The organism is Megamonas rupellensis DSM 19944, assembly GCF_000378365.1.
GTDB classification, from domain to species: Bacteria; Bacillota; Negativicutes; order Selenomonadales; family Selenomonadaceae; genus Megamonas; species Megamonas funiformis.
On sequence record NZ_KB899604.1, the window covers coordinates 1 to 15,639 of the forward strand.

The following is a 15,639-nucleotide window of genomic DNA, read 5'->3' on the forward strand; positions in this document are numbered from 1 at the left end:
CCTGTAAATATTTCTGGTAAATATTTTAAAATTATTCCTTATGGTGTAGATAAAGAAACTGAACGCATTGATTATGATGAATTAGAAAGATTAGCAAAAGAACATCAACCAAAATTAATCGTTGGTGGAGCTAGTGCTTATTCTAGAATTATCGATTTTGAACGCATGGCACAGATTGCAAAATCTGTAGGCGCATATTTCATGGTAGATATGGCACATATTGCAGGTTTAGTAGCAGCAGGACTTCATCCAAGCCCAGTGCCATATGCAGATGTAGTAACAACAACTACACATAAAACACTTAGAGGACCTCGTGGTGGTTTAATCCTCTGTCGTGATGCAGAATTTGGCAAACAATTCAATAAAGCAATTTTCCCTGGTATTCAAGGTGGTCCATTGATGCACGTAGTGGCAGCAAAAGCAGTAACATTTAAAGAAGCGCTAAGTGATGAATTTAAAGTTTATCAACAACAAGTTTTAGATAATGCAAAAGCCCTATCAGATGAACTTGTGAAAAAAGGATTTAGAATTGTATCAGGTGGTACAGATAATCATTTAATGCTGGTAGATTTGCGCTCTAAAAATATCACAGGTAAAGAAGCACAATTCTTATTAGATGAAATAGGTATTACAGCAAATAGAAACACAATTCCATTTGAACCACTAAGCCCATTTGTAACAAGTGGTATTCGCCTAGGAACACCAGCACTTACAACTAGAGGATTAAAAGAAGAAGATATCCGTGAGGTAGCAGATATCATTGCTGATGTTATCGAAAATCGTGAAGATAGCGCTGTTATTGAAGCAGCAAAAGCAAAAGTTCAAGCTATTTGTAAGAAATTCCCATTATATGAAGCTTAAAATATCGGTTTATCAGTTGGACAATTAAGTATATAAAAACATCAAATTTTAGTGTCGGTAATAATTACAAGGAGGGAATGTATATGGATTTATTAAAAACACCATTATATGAAGAACATCTTAAATGTCATGGTAAAATGGTGGAATTTGCAGGGTATAGTTTGCCTGTCCAATATGCTACAGGAGTAATTAAAGAACATTTAGCAGTGCGTACAGCTTGTGGCTTATTTGATGTATCACATATGGGTGAAATAATTTGTGAAGGTGAAGATGCTCTAGCAAATATAAATATGTTATTATCCAATGATTATACAGATTTAGATATTAATCATGCTCGCTATAGTCCAATGTGCAACGAACAAGGTGGCGTAGTTGATGATTTGATCGTATATAAACAGCATGAACATAAATATTTTATTGTAGTCAATGCTGCTAATAAAGATAAAGATTTTGCATGGATGAAAGCACATGCTTTTGGTGATGTAAAATTTAGTGATGTTTCAGCAGATTATGCTCAGTTAGCATTACAAGGTCCAAAAAGTGAACATATTTTAGCTCAAGTTACTGATGAAAAAAATATTCCACAAAAATATTACACTTGTATTTTTGACGCTAAGATTGATGATATTGATTGCATTATTTCTCGCACAGGATATACAGGCGAAGATGGTTTTGAAATCTATGTAGCTAGTAAATATGCTCCAGCTATTTGGAATTTATTATTAGAAAATGGCAAAGAAGATGGCTTAATCCCTTGTGGTTTAGGTGCAAGAGATACTTTGCGTTTAGAAGCTGCAATGCCACTTTATGGTCATGAAATGAATGATGAAATTTCTCCAAAAGAAGCAGGCTTAGGCATTTTTGTGAAAATGGATAAACCAGACTTTATCGGTAAGAGTGCATTAGAACAAAAAGGTGCACCAACTAGACGTCGTGTAGGCTTGAAAGTTACAGGAAAAGGAATTATTAGAGAAGCACAAGATGTTTATATTGATGGAGAAAAAATCGGTGTTACTACATCAGGTACACATTGTCCATATTTAAAACAAGCAGTGGCTTTAGCTATTGTAGATGTAGCACATAAAGATGTAGGTACAAAAGTACAAGTTGATGTACGTGGTCGTATGGTTGAAGCGGAAATCGTTAAATTACCATTTTATAAAAGAAGTAAATAAAGAAAAATAAATTTATAAATTTTTAGGAGGAATAAATTATGAACTTTCCAGAAGAATTATTATATGTAAAATCTCATGAATGGGTACAAAAACAAGAAGATGGAACTTATTTAATCGGTATTACAGATTATGCTCAAGATGCACTCGGTGATTTAGTTTTTGTTAATTTACCAGAAGAAGGCGATGAAGTAGTTAAAGGTGAAACTTTTGCTGATGTAGAGTCTGTAAAAGCTGTATCTGATGTATTTTCTCCTGTTAGTGCTACTATTGAAGCTGTTAATGAAGAATTAGCTGATGACCCAGCACTTATTAATAGTGATCCTTATGGTGCATGGTTTATCAAAGTTAGCAATTTAACTGATCATGAAGATTTATTAAGTGCCAAAGAATATGAAAAATATGTACAAACTCTCGATTAAATAATTATTGAGGTGATTTTATGGGAACATATGTAGTCAATAGTAAAAAAGAACAGCAGGAATTATTAACTAGATGTGGTCTTAATTCTTTCGTGGATTTATATAAAGATATTCCCGAAGAAGTGTTATTAAAAGATGGTTTAAATTTACCAAAAGGCTTAGCTGAACTTGAAGTTAAAAGAAAATTTGAAGATTTAGCTGATAAAAATAAAGTTTATAAATATATATTCCGCGGAGCTGGTGCGTATAATCATTACATTCCATCGGTGGTAAAAGCTATTGCAAGTAAAGAAGAATTTGTAACAGCATATACACCATATCAGGCGGAAATAAGTCAGGGAATATTACAGGCTATATTTGAATTTCAGACTATGATTTGTGAATTAACTGGTATGCAAATAGCAAATGCTTCTGTTTATGATGGAGCAACGGCAGCAGCAGAAGCAACAGCTATGTGTTATGAACGCAAAAAAGCTAATACTGTTTATGTATCAGCAACTACTAATCCGCAAGTGATAGAAGTTATTAAAACGTATAGTTTTGGTCATGATATAAAAGTTGAATTAGTGCCAGAAAAAAATGGCGTTACTGATATCGAAGCATTAAAAACAATGATAGATAATGAAGCTAGTTGTTTTTATGTGCAACAACCAAATTATCTTGGTAATATTGAAGACCTTGTAGCACTTGGTGAAGTAGTGCATAAGGTAAAAGCAAAATATATTGTAGGAGCTAATCCAATAGCTTTGGCAGTATTGCAAACTCCAGCACAAGCAGGTGCTGATATTGTAGTAGGAGAAGCTCAACCACTTGGTTTACCACTTGGTTTTGGCGGCCCATATTTAGGATTTATGGCGACTACTGATAAAATGATGCGCAAATTGCCAGGCAGATTAGTTGGTCAAACTGTTGATGTTGATGGAAAAAGAGCTTTCGTACTTACATTGCAGGCAAGAGAACAACATATTCGCAGAGAAAAAGCTAGTTCTAATATCTGTTCTAATCAGCAGTGGTGTGCATTAGTAGCTTCAATTTATCTTGCAACTATGGGTGCTAAAGGTTTAGTTGAAGTTGCAGAACAATCAGTAGCTAAAGCTCATTATTTAGCAGAAGAATTATCAAAAGCAGGTTTGACTTTAAAATATCAGCAACCATATTTCCATGAATTTGTTACTGTTTCTGCTAAAAATACACAAGATATTATGGATAAATTAGCTCAAAATAATATTTTAGGTGGATTGCCACTAAATGAACGAGAAATATTATGGTGTGCTACAGAAATGAATACTAAAGAAGAAATTGATAAATTAGTTGAATTAGTAAAGGTGGTGTAGATATGAATTTAATTTTTGAACAAAGTACACAAAATCATCAATGTAGTATTTTACCGCCTTGTGATGTTCCCAAAGTAGAATTGCCTATAAAACGTCAAGAGAGTTTGAATTTACCAGAGCTATCTGAAAATGAAATCAGTCGTCATTATACGCAATTAGCAGAAAATGTGCATGGTGTAAATAATGGTTTTTATCCTTTAGGTTCTTGCACTATGAAATACAATCCTAAAATTGATGAAGAAGTAGCAAGTTTCAAAGGTTTTACTAATATTCACCCATTGCAAGATACAAAGACTGTACAAGGCGCATTAGAAGCAATTTCTTTGGCTAATGATTATTTATGTGAAATAACTGGTATGGATAAAATGACTTTCCAACCAGCAGCTGGCGCGCATGGTGAATTTTCCGGATTATTATTAATCAAAGCGTATCATAAGAGCAGAAATGATGAAAAACGTTATAAAATAATTGTTCCTGATTCTGCACATGGCACAAATCCAGCAAGTGCTTCTATGGTAAATTATGATGTTATTTCTGTTCCATCATCTAGTGATGGTTGTGTTGATATAGAAGCATTGAAAGCTGTATTGGCTAAAGAAGGCGAAAATATCGCAGGTTTGATGTTAACTAATCCAAATACAGTTGGTATTTTTGATAAAAATATCTTAGAAATTACCAAATTGATACATGATGTAGGCGGATTATGTTATTATGATGGGGCAAATTTAAATGCTGTAATGGGTTGGGCTCGTCCAGGTGATATGGGCTTTGATGTAGTACATCTTAATTTGCATAAAACATTTGCAACTCCACATGGTGGCGGTGGCCCAGGAAGTGGCCCTATTGGTTGTAAAGCATTTTTACAAGAATTTTTACCAGGATATCAAGTAGTGCAAAAAGATGATTATTTTGATTTAGTGCGCTATGAAAAATCATATGGTATGGTAAAAGAATTTTATGGTCATTTCCTCGTAGTATTGAAAGCATTAGCTTATATTATGACTTTAGGCAAAGAAGGCATCAGTGAAGCTTCGGCAAATGCTGTACTCAATGCTAATTATATGAAACAAGAACTTTCAGATACTTTTAATATGGCTTATGATGGCATTTGTATGCACGAATTTGTAATGAGCTTAGAACAATTGAAACATGATTATAATGTATCTGCTTTAGATGTAGCAAAAGCTATGTTAGATTATGGAATTCATCCACCAACAATGTACTTCCCATTAATTGTGCATGAAGCATTGATGGTAGAACCTACAGAAACAGAAGGCAAGGCACAGATGGACGAAGCGATTAAAATTTATAAAGAAATTTATAAAACTGCGATAGAAAATCCAGATATTATGCATGAAATGCCACTTAATACTGTAGTGCGTCGTTTAGATGAAGTTTTAGCTGCAAGAAAACCAATATTACGCTATCAGGCAGAGTGATTAATTATGATAAATAGTATAAAAATTGTAAGAGGTGATGGCTTTAATCCCTATTATAATTTAGCTCAAGAAGAATATTTGACTACTACTGTAAATAAAGGTGAATTGATAATTTATCTATGGCAAAATAAGCACACCATTGTGATTGGCAGAAATCAAAATGCTTGGCAAGAATGTCATGTAGAAAAGTTTATTCAAGATGGTGGAAAAATAGCTCGCCGTTTATCTGGTGGCGGTGCTGTCTATCATGATTTGGGAAATTTGAATTTCACTTTTTGTGTGAGAAAAGAAGATTATGATATAGATAGACAATTATCCGTAATTTTGACGGCTGTACAAGCTTTAGGAATTAAAGCAGAAAAAACAGGTCGCAATGATATAACTATTGAGCAAAAGAAGTTTTCTGGAAATGCTTTTTATAAACAAGGAGATTTTTGTTATCATCATGGGACTTTATTACTATCGGTAGATAGTGAACAAATGCTGAAATTCTTAAATGTAGATAAAGCTAAATTACAATCAAAAGGCGTGGATTCTGTAAAATCACGTGTAACAAATTTAAAAGAATATAATGCTGATATTACAGTAGAGTCAATGTGTAAGCAGATAAAAATATCCGCAGAGAAAATTTATAATTGCTTAGCTGTGGATTATGTGATTAATTCTGTTGATAAATTAAAGATAAATGAATTAATGCAAAAATTTAGCGACTGGGATTGGATTTTTGGACGGAAAATACAATTTACAAATCATTTGCAAAGACGTTTCTCATGGGGAAATGTGGAATTTTATATTTATGTAGATAAAGGTAGAGTCAAGGATATAGAGATATATTCTGACGCTATGGAGCAAAAATTTATTTTATCATTGAAAGAAGCATTAAAAGATTGTTTGTATATAAAAAGAAATATAATTGAGCGGATAGAAAATTTAACTGAAGATAAAATTATGAGTAAAGATTTAATAACTTTAATTCAAGATGATTTGTAAATTATAAAGGTGTGGTGATTTATGGAAAATTTTGATTTAGCAATAATTGGGGCAGGTCCAGCAGGATATGAAGCAGCAGTTTTTGCTGCTAAACAAGGATTGAAAACAGCTCTAATTGAAAAATCAGAGCTTGGTGGAACTTGTTTGAATAATGGTTGTATACCCACAAAAACATTATTGCATACGGCTGATTTATATCGTGAGATGACTAATCAAGCGGACATAATAGGATTAGATTATCAAGCATTATCCTTTGATATGAAAAAAATGCAATTGCATAAGCAAGATGTGATACAAAAACTTCGTGAAGGCATAGCTAAATTGATGAAAATGCATAAAGTAACGATAATCAAAGGCTGTGCTAAGATTGTTGGCGAACATGAGATAGCAATTCAAAGTGATGAAAAAGTAGAAAATATTGAAGCTAAAAATATTTTAATCGCCACGGGTTCAGTGCCAGCTATGCCTCCAATAAAAGGTGCTGAATTGACTATAAATAGCGATGAATTATTAAATGATGAAAATGTATATGAGCAAATAGCTATTATTGGCGGTGGCGTTATTGGTATTGAATTTGCTTTTTTATATGCTTCCTTAGGAAAAAGAGTCATTATTTTAGAAGCATTAGATAGAATTTTAGCTAATATGGATAAAGAATTTGCACAAAGCTTAAAAATGTTATTGAGTAAACGCAATGTGGAAATTCAAACAAAAGCATTAGTCCAAGAAATAAGCTATAACGAAGGAACAAAGAAATATAATTGTAAGTATCTACAAAAAGATGCAGAATATATCATATCAGCAGATAAAGTATTGATGGCTGTAGGTAGAAGAGCATATACTCAAAATCTTTTTGCTGATAATCTATCAATAGAAACTGATAGAGGTAAGATAAAAGTAAATGAAAATTACCAAACAAATATAGAAAATATCTATGCTAGTGGAGATGTTATTGGTGGTATACAATTAGCTCATGTTGCTACAGCAGAAGCAATAAATGCAGTTTGTCATATGTTAGGCAGAGCGCCAATTTATAATATGAAATTAATACCTAGTTGTATTTATACTAATCCAGAAATAGCCTCTGTAGGTATGACTCTTGATGAAGCGAAAGCTCAAGGAATTAATGTAAAAACCATAAAATATCCTATGGGTGCTAATGGTAAAACTGTATTATCCTTACAAGAGAGAGGTTTTATAAAAATAATAGTGGATAAAAAAACTGATTGTATTTTGGGAGCACAAATGATGTGTGCTCATGCTACAGATATGATTAGTCAATTTACACAAGCTATTCAACAAGAATTAACGCTAGTAGACCTACAGAAAATAATATTCCCACACCCAACATTTAATGAAGCTATTGGTAAAGCTGTAGAATAATAAAAAAGCTGATGTAATTTAATTTACATCAGCTTTTTTCTTTATAAATTATCTAAGAAATTTTTTATGCGAGCAAGAGCACCGCTTATATTATCTACAGAAGTAGCATAAGAAGCTCTAATAAATCCTTTACCACATTCACCAAAAGCAGTGCCAGGAACTACTGCTACATGTTGACGGAGAAGTAATTGTTCAGCGAATTCTTCAGAAGAAAGACCAGTGCTAGAAATATCAGGGAAAATATAAAATGCTCCTTTAGGTTCAAAGCATTTTAATCCCATGCTAGTAAAGCCTTCATAGATTAAACGACGACGGCGGTCATATTCAGCTACCATTTTTTTCATATGCTTTTGACCATTGCGAATTGCTTCAAGTCCAGCTATTTGAGCTGTTATTGGTGCGCAAATCATAGTGTATTGATGAATTTTATTCATAGCATCAATTACAGGTTTTGGTGCTAAGGCATAACCAAGGCGCCAGCCTGTCATAGCATATGCTTTAGAAAAACCGTTTAAAATGATACTGCGTTCTTTCATATCAGGTAAAGCAGAAAAACAAATATGTTTACGTTCGCCATAAGTCAAATCGCCATAAATTTCATCGGATATGACAATTAAATTATGCTTTTGGGCAAAATTAGCAATAGCGAGTAATTCATCATATTCTAAAATTGTTCCTGTTGGATTGTTAGGATAGCCGATTAATAATGCTTTTGTCTTTGGCGTAATATGTTTTTCTAAATCTTCAGGAGTTACTTTGAATTCATTTTCTGATTTAGTAGGTACAGCAATAGCTTTGGCACCAACTAAAGTAGCACAAGCTGCATAAGATACATAGCATGGCTCGGGAATTAAAATTTCATCATTAGGATTTAAGATAGCACGCATAGCAAGGTCAACAGCTTCACTAACGCCAACAGTGATGAGTACTTCATCATTAGGATTGTATTTTACTTGAAAATCTCTTTCGTACATATGTGTAATGGCATGACGTAATTCATAAAGACCTTTATTGCTAGTATATGCAGTATATCCACGTTCTAAGCCATAGATACAGCTTTCGCGGATAGTCCAAGGTGTTACAAAATCAGGTTCACCAATACCAAGACTGATGACATCTTCCATAGTGGAAGCAATATCAAAAAAACGGCGAATACCGGATTGTTTTGTATGTTGTACAGTAGTTGCTAAATTTTTATTCCAATCAATCATGGTGATACCACCAATCTATGGTCAGTTTCTTTATCATCAATGATAATACCATCTTTTTTATAAGGTTTGAGCATAAAATGACTGCGTGTAGAAGTAACGCCTTCGATTGTAGAAAGACGACGAGCGACAAAGTCAGCTACATTTTTTAAAGATTTACCTTCAATGATAACTAATAAATCAAAGCTACCAGACATTAGATAAACAGTTTTTACTTCATCAAAACGATAAATTCTTTCGGCGATAGCATCAAAACCAAATTCACGCTGTGGAGTAACATTGACTTCAATCATAGCAGAAACGCTATCATCTCCGTATTTTTCCCAGTCAATCATAGTGTTGTAGCCAAGAATAATTTTTTCTTTTTCTAGCTTTTTCATTTGTTCTTCTATTTCATATTCAGAACGACCAAGCATCGTAGCAAGTTCTTTGATTGAACGACGTCCATCATGTTCTAGTAATTCTAATAGTTCACGCATAAAATCACTTCCTTAGTAAGTTTAATGAATAGTAATTTAGTAATCTTTATTTTAGCGAAAAAACAAAGACCCTCGTCCAATAAAGGACGAGGGTCTTCTCCCGTGGTACCACCTTAGTTAGCAAATAGCTCACTTAATGCCGATATCGCTGGCATAGCGCCTAGTTTTGCTAGGTGCTCACGGGTAGCTTTCTAATTTTATCGCTTGATAGCTCGCACCAACCGCTATTTCTCTGAAAGTCAACAAAATTATACTTTTCCGCTCATTGCATTTTATATATGTGTAATAATGTTAACATAAAATTAGAATAAAAATCAAGTGTTAGATGAATAAATGTAAAATTAAATATACAATAGCAGATAAAATTGCAGTACATGGAATTGTCATAAGCCAAGCGACAAGCATTTGACGAGCAACGTCCCAATGTACAGCTTTAATACGTTGGGCAGCACCTACACCCATGATAGAACCAGAAACTACATGCGTAGTAGATACTGGTAAATGTAGAAGTGTAGCGCCAAAGATTACTACAGCTGAGTTTAAATCAGCAGAAAATCCATGAACAGGTTGCATGCGGAAGATTTTCCCGCCAACAGTTCTGATGATTTTCCAACCACCAAAAGAAGTACCGAGAGCCATAGCAAAAGCACATGATATTTTTACAAAAGTAGGTACTTCTAAAGCACCGATATAGCCACCGCTTAAAAGAGCAAGTGTGATAATCCCCATGGATTTTTGTGCGTCGTTAGAACCATGAGCAAATGCCATTAAAGCAGCAGAAATTACTTGGAGACGATTGCAATTATCATTGACAGTAGCTGGTCTCATGGAATGACAGATAGCAAAAATAATATGTAGTATAATCCAACCAATTGCCATAGCAGCAAGAGGAGAAAGTACTAAAGATAAAAATATTTTTAAAATACCATAGCCATTTAATCCCATAAAGCCAACGGAGATGATTACAGCGCCAATGATACCACCAACTAAAGCATGAGAAGAACTACTTGGCATACCAAACCACCATGTTATTAAATTCCAAATAATGGCACCAGCTAAAGCAGCGATAATGATGACTTCATTTACCATAGAAGCAGATTGAACTATATCGCCACCGATGGTTTTGGCAACGCCTGTACTAATCATGGCACCAGCAAAATTTAAAATAGCAGACATAATGATAGCTACTGCTGGAGATACTGCACGAGTTGATACGCATGTAGCGATTGCATTTGCTGTATCGTGGAAACCATTTACAAAGTCGAAAATAAGAGCTAAGGCAATAACAATAAAAATTAAGATAGAAGCTTGCTCAAGCATACTTCATAACAACTCCTTTTAATGTGTCAGAAATATGTTTTGTCTGATCAAGTGTATCTTCAAGGCATTGAAGAATATCTTTCCATTTTACAAGCGTAATAGGGTCTTTTTCAGTTTTGAATAATGAAGACATTTCACTGCGATAGAGTGTATCTCCTTGACTTTCATAAGTTAAAATGCGATTAGTGCATTCAAGAATTTCATTATGATTTTTACGAATATCTTTTAATAATGCTGTAGCTTTTACTAATTCTTCTGTAGCTTGAATTAAAAGTTTAGACAATTTTGCAGGGCCGTCTGTTTTTGGTTGACCTGCTTCATACATGATAACTCGTTCAAGACTACCATGAATATTATCAACACCATCATCTAAACCATAAGAAAGAGCGAAAATATCTTCACGGTCAATTGGAGTGATGAATACTTGATTTAACTTTTGTACAGTTTCTGCTGTAACTAAATCAGCTTGTTTTTCAACAGTTTTTATTTCTTCCATTTTGGTTTGAGCTGTATCGTAATTAATCATTACATCATACATTATTTTGGAACCTTGGTTAAAATATTTAGCATGTTGATTGAGCATATCAAAAAATTCATAGTGTTTGTTTCCGATATCAAACATAAAATAATCCTCCTGAAGTTTTTTATTGGAATTTTCATACTGAAAATAAGTATAAAAGCCTAATAAGAAGAATAAATATATTTTTGGTAAAATCTAAGTAAAATTGAAGGATTTATTATTTTAGTGAAAATTTATATATTAATGGATATGAAAATAAATCTATAAACAATAGCTTTTCTTGTTCATAATAATAGACATCATAGGTTTTCTAATGTACAATAGAAGTGAGTTTTTTTCTTAATTTACAGGAGGAATAAAATTGTCAGTTAGAAGATTGTATGTTGAAAAACGCCAAGGTTTTGATATTCCAGCTCAGAAACTCTTTGCTGATTTAAAAGAGTTATTTGCAATTGAAGGAATAGAACAAGTAAGAGTTATCCGTAGATATGATATTGAAGGATTAACTGATGCAGAATATGCACAGACAAAACCAGTTGTATTTTATGAACCACCAGTAGATGTAATTTATGAAGAAGAATTACCAGAAATAGCAAATGCTCGTGTATTTGCAGTAGAAGCTCTTCCAGGTCAATTTGACCAGACTGCTGATTCAGCTGCACAGTGTGTACAGCTCGTTACACAGAAAGAACGTCCAGTTATCCGCAGTGCAAAAGTAATTGCTTTAATTGGTAATATTGATGATGAAATTTTTGCTAAAATAAAAAATTACTGCATTAATGCTGTAGAATCTAGAGAAGCTTCTTTTGAAAAACCTGAAACACTTGCAATGGTTATGGAAGAACCAGCTGATGTAAAAATACTTACAGGCTTTATTTCTATGAATGATAGCCAACTTATTGCTTTAAGAAATGAAATGGGCTTAGCAATGAGTGAAGAAGATTTGAAATTCTGTCAAGAATATTTTGCTAAAGAAGAAAAACGTGATCCTAGTATTACTGAAATTCGCGTTATTGATACTTATTGGTCTGACCATTGTCGTCATACTACATTTACAACAGCTATCGACAATGTTGATATTGAAGAAGGTAAATATAAAGAAACAATAAAAAATGCTTATCAGTTATATTTAAATGACCGTGAAGCATTAGGTAGAACTCATAAAGATGTTACTTTAATGGACATCGCTGTAATGGGTATGCGTAAACTTCGTGAAGAAGGCAAATTACAAGACCTAGACGTATCTGAAGAAATCAATGCTTGTAGTATTGTCGTAAAAGCCAATATTGATGGAAAGCAAGAAGATTGGCTTGTAATGTTTAAAAACGAAACTCACAATCATCCTACTGAAATTGAACCATTTGGTGGTGCGGCAACTTGCCTTGGTGGTGCTATCCGTGATCCACTTTCTGGTCGTTCTTATGTATATCAAGCTATGCGTGTAACAGGTAGTGCTGATCCTCGTCGTAGTCTTGAAGAAACAATTAAAGGTAAATTACCACAGCGTAAAATTACTCGTGGTGCAGCACATGGTTATAGTTCTTATGGTAACCAGATTGGTTTGGCAACAGGACAGGTTCATGAAATTTATCATGAAGGTTATGCAGCAAAACGTCTTGAAATCGGTGCAGTAGTAGCTGCAGCTCCAAAAGAAAATGTACTTCGTTTTGAACCACAACCAGGTGATGTAGTTATTTTAGTCGGCGGACGTACTGGTCGTGATGGTATCGGCGGTGCAACAGGTTCTTCTAAAGAACATACTTTAGAATCTTTGACTCAGTGCGGTGCAGAAGTACAAAAAGGTAATCCTCCAACTGAACGTAAATTACAAAGATTATTTAGAAATCCAGAAGTTAGTCGCTTAATCAAACGTTGTAATGACTTTGGTGCAGGCGGTGTAGCTGTAGCTATTGGTGAATTAACAGATGGTCTTGTAATTGAACTTGATAAAGTTAAGAAAAAATATGATGGTCTTGATGGAACAGAACTTGCTATTTCTGAATCTCAGGAACGTATGGCAGTTGTTGTAGATGCTAAAGATGCAGATAAATTCATAGCTGAATCTGCAAAAGAAAATCTTGAAGCAACACTTGTGGCAACTGTAACTAAAGAACCTCGTCTTGTTATGAATTGGCGTGGTAATGATATCGTTAGCATTAAACGTTCTTTCCTTCAGACAAACGGTGTAAAACAGCATACTGATGCTGTAGTAAAAATGCCAGAAGGCAAAACATATTTTGAACAAGCAAAACAAGTAGAAGGCTCTGTAAAAGATGCTTGGCTTAATACTTTAAAAGATTTAAATGTATGCAGTCAGAAAGGTTTAAGTGAACAATTCGACTCTACAATCGGTGCTAATACAGTACTTATGCCATTTGGTGGTAAACGTCAAATGACACCAGCAGAAGGTATGGTAGCTACATTACCATTATTAGAAGGTTCTACAAATACAGCTACTGCTATGACATTTGGTTTCAATCCATATCTCATGAGCTGGAGCCCATTCCATGGTGCAGTATATTCTATCGTAGAAGCTATTACAAAAATCGTAGCTATCGGCGGTGATTATGCAAAAGTTCGCTTAACTCTCCAAGAATATTTTGAAAGCCTTGGTAAAGATAGCGAAAAATGGGGTAAACCATTTGCTGCACTTTTAGGTGCATTATGGGCACAGCATAAATTCGGTACAGCTGCTATTGGCGGTAAAGACTCCATGTCTGGTACATTCATGGATATGACAGTACCACCTTCTTTAATCGCTTTTGCTCTTGATATGGTAGAAGCAGATAAAGTTGTATCTCCTGAATTTAAACAAGCAGGACATAAAGTTATCATAGTTAAAGCAACTCGTGATGAATTCGAAATGCCAGTTATTGATACATTGACTGCTAACTTCAATAAAGTTTATGAATTAATTCATGCAGGTAAAGTTGCAAGTGCAAAAACTGTAGGCGTTGGCGGTATTGCTAGTGCAATCAGCAAAATGACACTTGGTGAACAACTCGGTTTTGCTTTTGCTGATGGCTTTGATACAAAAGAATTATTCGCTTGCGATTATGGTACAATCATTCTTGAATTAAATGAAGATGTAGATTTAAATGAATTTGTAGGTGCATATGAACTTGGTAGTGTAATTGCTGACAAAGCAATTATCTGTGGCGATGTAAAAATTTCCCTTGATGAAATTGAAACAGCATACACTCAGCCACTTGAACAGATTTTCCCAACTCATGTACGTAAATCTACTGGTGAAACAAAACAAAGTGAACTTTATACAGCAACTAGCATTGCTAAAGCTCCAACTTCTTTTGCTAAACCAAGAATTTTCATTCCAGTATTCCCAGGTACAAACTGTGAATATGATACTGCTAAAGCATTTAATCGTGCAGGTGGTCAAGCTGAAACTCTCGTTATTAAAAACTTGACTCCTTCCATGGTTGAAGAATCCGTTGAAGCTATTGTAAAAGGCATTGAAAAATCTCAGATTATCATGCTTCCAGGTGGTTTCAGTGGTGGGGACGAACCAGATGGTTCTGGTAAATTCATTGCTGCTATGTTTAGAAATCCACGTATTACAGAAGCTGTTCGCGATTTACTCAAAAACCGTGATGGTTTAATGCTCGGTATCTGCAATGGTTTCCAAGCTCTCATCAAATTAGGTCTTGTACCATTTGGTGATATTCAAGAATTAACACCAGAAAATCCAACACTCACATACAATGAAATTGGTCGTCACGTATCTTGCATGGTAGAAACAAAAGTTGTATCTAATCTCTCTCCATGGTTTAATAACGTAAAAGTAGGAGATATTCATACTATTGCTGTTTCTCATGGTGAAGGTCGCTTCTGTGCAAGTCCAGAAGTTTTAGCTCAATTAAAAGCTAATGGTCAGATTGCAACTCAATATGTAAATGCAAATGGCGATACTTCTATGGATATTGAAGTAAATCCAAATGGTTCTGTATGGGCTATCGAAGGTATCACAAGTCCAGATGGACGTATCTTAGGTAAAATGGGACACTCCGAACGTATTGGCAAATATGTAGCTAAAAATGTTCCAGGTGCAAAAGACCAAAAATTATTTGAAGCTGGCGTAGCTTACTTTAAATAAAAAATAATAGATATAAAAATAGACAGGGTATATATTACCTTGTCTATTTTTTTATAAATATTTAATTGTGAAATATAGCATAAATTAAAGTAGATAAAAATAAGAAAAAGACCTAGAATAAATTTTGATGTGCACCCAAAATATTGGACATATTAATTAAGCTACTAATTGAGACTTAGTTCTGTATTCTACAGGACTAAGTCCTTTTAGTTTTATCTTTATCCGTTTTGTATTATAATATTTTATATAAGATTTTAACTCTTTTATAAAATCTTCAACGGATTTGAATTTTTTTAAATAGAATAATTCGCTTTTTAGTAAACCAAAGAAATTTTCTATTACGGCATTATCTAAGCAATTGCCTTTTCGGCTCATGCTTTGGATAATGCCTTTTTCTTTT

13 protein-coding genes and 1 other annotated feature are annotated in these 15,639 nt (G+C 33.9%); of the genes, 8 read left to right on the forward strand and 5 right to left on the reverse strand.

Annotated elements, in window-relative coordinates:
- The 7 genes from glyA to lpdA form a co-directional block, all read left to right on the forward strand.
- The coding region (glyA, locus tag F553_RS0110245; protein ID WP_019000031.1) for a serine hydroxymethyltransferase at nt 1-861 on the forward strand (861 nt) is incomplete at its 5' end.
- Between the two features lie 83 nt (nt 862-944).
- Nucleotides 945-2,036, forward strand: coding sequence for a glycine cleavage system aminomethyltransferase GcvT (gene gcvT, locus F553_RS0110250; RefSeq protein ID WP_019000032.1), 1,092 nt, complete (start codon nt 945-947; stop codon nt 2,034-2,036).
- Nucleotides 2,037-2,074: 38 nt separating this feature from the next.
- On the forward strand, nt 2,075-2,455 hold the full coding sequence (gene gcvH, locus F553_RS0110255; RefSeq protein ID WP_019000033.1) for a glycine cleavage system protein GcvH: 381 nt from the start codon (nt 2,075-2,077) through the stop codon (nt 2,453-2,455).
- A 20-nt stretch (nt 2,456-2,475) separates the two neighbouring features.
- Nucleotides 2,476-3,789 carry an aminomethyl-transferring glycine dehydrogenase subunit GcvPA gene (gene gcvPA, locus F553_RS0110260; protein ID WP_019000034.1) on the forward strand — a complete coding sequence of 438 codons (1,314 nt, stop codon included), beginning with the start codon at nt 2,476-2,478 and terminating at the stop codon, nt 3,787-3,789.
- Nucleotides 3,790-3,791: 2 nt separating this feature from the next.
- Nucleotides 3,792-5,228 (forward strand): aminomethyl-transferring glycine dehydrogenase subunit GcvPB, encoded by a 1,437-nt coding sequence (gene gcvPB, locus F553_RS0110265; protein ID WP_019000035.1) that lies wholly within the window; start codon nt 3,792-3,794, stop codon nt 5,226-5,228.
- 6 nt (nt 5,229-5,234) lie between these two features.
- Nucleotides 5,235-6,218, forward strand: coding sequence for a lipoate--protein ligase (gene lplA / locus F553_RS0110270; RefSeq protein ID WP_019000036.1), 984 nt, complete (start codon nt 5,235-5,237; stop codon nt 6,216-6,218).
- A gap of 21 nt (nt 6,219-6,239) precedes the next feature.
- Complete coding sequence (gene lpdA / locus F553_RS0110275; RefSeq protein ID WP_019000037.1) at nt 6,240-7,601, forward strand: dihydrolipoyl dehydrogenase; 1,362 nt, start codon at nt 6,240-6,242, stop codon at nt 7,599-7,601.
- 41 nt (nt 7,602-7,642) lie between these two features.
- On the opposite strand, the gene F553_RS0110280 is transcribed toward lpdA, so the two are convergent.
- From F553_RS0110280 to F553_RS0110295, 4 genes are all read right to left on the reverse strand, one after another.
- Complete coding sequence (locus F553_RS0110280; protein WP_008540101.1) at nt 7,643-8,812, reverse strand: aminotransferase class I/II-fold pyridoxal phosphate-dependent enzyme; 1,170 nt, start codon at nt 8,810-8,812, stop codon at nt 7,643-7,645.
- Nucleotides 8,809-9,288, reverse strand: coding sequence for an Lrp/AsnC family transcriptional regulator (locus F553_RS0110285; protein ID WP_008540100.1), 480 nt, complete (start codon nt 9,286-9,288; stop codon nt 8,809-8,811). The genes F553_RS0110280 and F553_RS0110285 overlap by 4 nt, the downstream gene beginning before the upstream one ends.
- A 79-nt stretch (nt 9,289-9,367) precedes the next feature.
- Nucleotides 9,368-9,563 (reverse strand) — a binding site (T-box leader).
- 46 nt (nt 9,564-9,609) lie between these two features.
- Nucleotides 9,610-10,608 (reverse strand): inorganic phosphate transporter, encoded by a 999-nt coding sequence (locus tag F553_RS0110290; protein WP_019000038.1) that lies wholly within the window; start codon nt 10,606-10,608, stop codon nt 9,610-9,612.
- A complete protein-coding gene (locus F553_RS0110295; protein ID WP_019000039.1) occupies nt 10,601-11,230 on the reverse strand; it encodes a DUF47 domain-containing protein in 630 nt (209 codons plus the stop codon). Before F553_RS0110295 ends, F553_RS0110290 begins: the two co-directional genes overlap by 8 nt.
- 259 nt (nt 11,231-11,489) lie before the next feature.
- Between F553_RS0110295 and F553_RS0110300 the strand changes: the two genes are divergently transcribed.
- Nucleotides 11,490-15,239 (forward strand): phosphoribosylformylglycinamidine synthase, encoded by a 3,750-nt coding sequence (locus tag F553_RS0110300; protein ID WP_019000040.1) that lies wholly within the window; start codon nt 11,490-11,492, stop codon nt 15,237-15,239.
- 156 nt (nt 15,240-15,395) lie between these two features.
- Here F553_RS0110300 and F553_RS0110305 read toward each other — a convergent pair.
- Nucleotides 15,396-15,639: IS3 family transposase (locus tag F553_RS0110305; protein WP_019000041.1), on the reverse strand; the 244-nt coding region annotated here is incomplete at its 5' end.

Coding starts and splice junctions, on each gene's coding strand:
- gcvT (WP_019000032.1), top strand. CDS start 945: ATGGATTTATTAAAAACACCATTATATGAAGAACATCTTAAATGTCAT.
- gcvH (WP_019000033.1), top strand. CDS start 2,075: ATGAACTTTCCAGAAGAATTATTATATGTAAAATCTCATGAATGGGTA.
- gcvPA (WP_019000034.1), top strand. CDS start 2,476: ATGGGAACATATGTAGTCAATAGTAAAAAAGAACAGCAGGAATTATTA.
- gcvPB (WP_019000035.1), top strand. CDS start 3,792: ATGAATTTAATTTTTGAACAAAGTACACAAAATCATCAATGTAGTATT.
- lplA (WP_019000036.1), top strand. CDS start 5,235: ATGATAAATAGTATAAAAATTGTAAGAGGTGATGGCTTTAATCCCTAT.
- lpdA (WP_019000037.1), top strand. CDS start 6,240: ATGGAAAATTTTGATTTAGCAATAATTGGGGCAGGTCCAGCAGGATAT.
- F553_RS0110280 (WP_008540101.1), bottom strand. CDS start 8,812: ATGATTGATTGGAATAAAAATTTAGCAACTACTGTACAACATACAAAA.
- F553_RS0110285 (WP_008540100.1), bottom strand. CDS start 9,288: ATGCGTGAACTATTAGAATTACTAGAACATGATGGACGTCGTTCAATC.
- F553_RS0110290 (WP_019000038.1), bottom strand. CDS start 10,608: ATGCTTGAGCAAGCTTCTATCTTAATTTTTATTGTTATTGCCTTAGCT.
- F553_RS0110295 (WP_019000039.1), bottom strand. CDS start 11,230: ATGTTTGATATCGGAAACAAACACTATGAATTTTTTGATATGCTCAAT.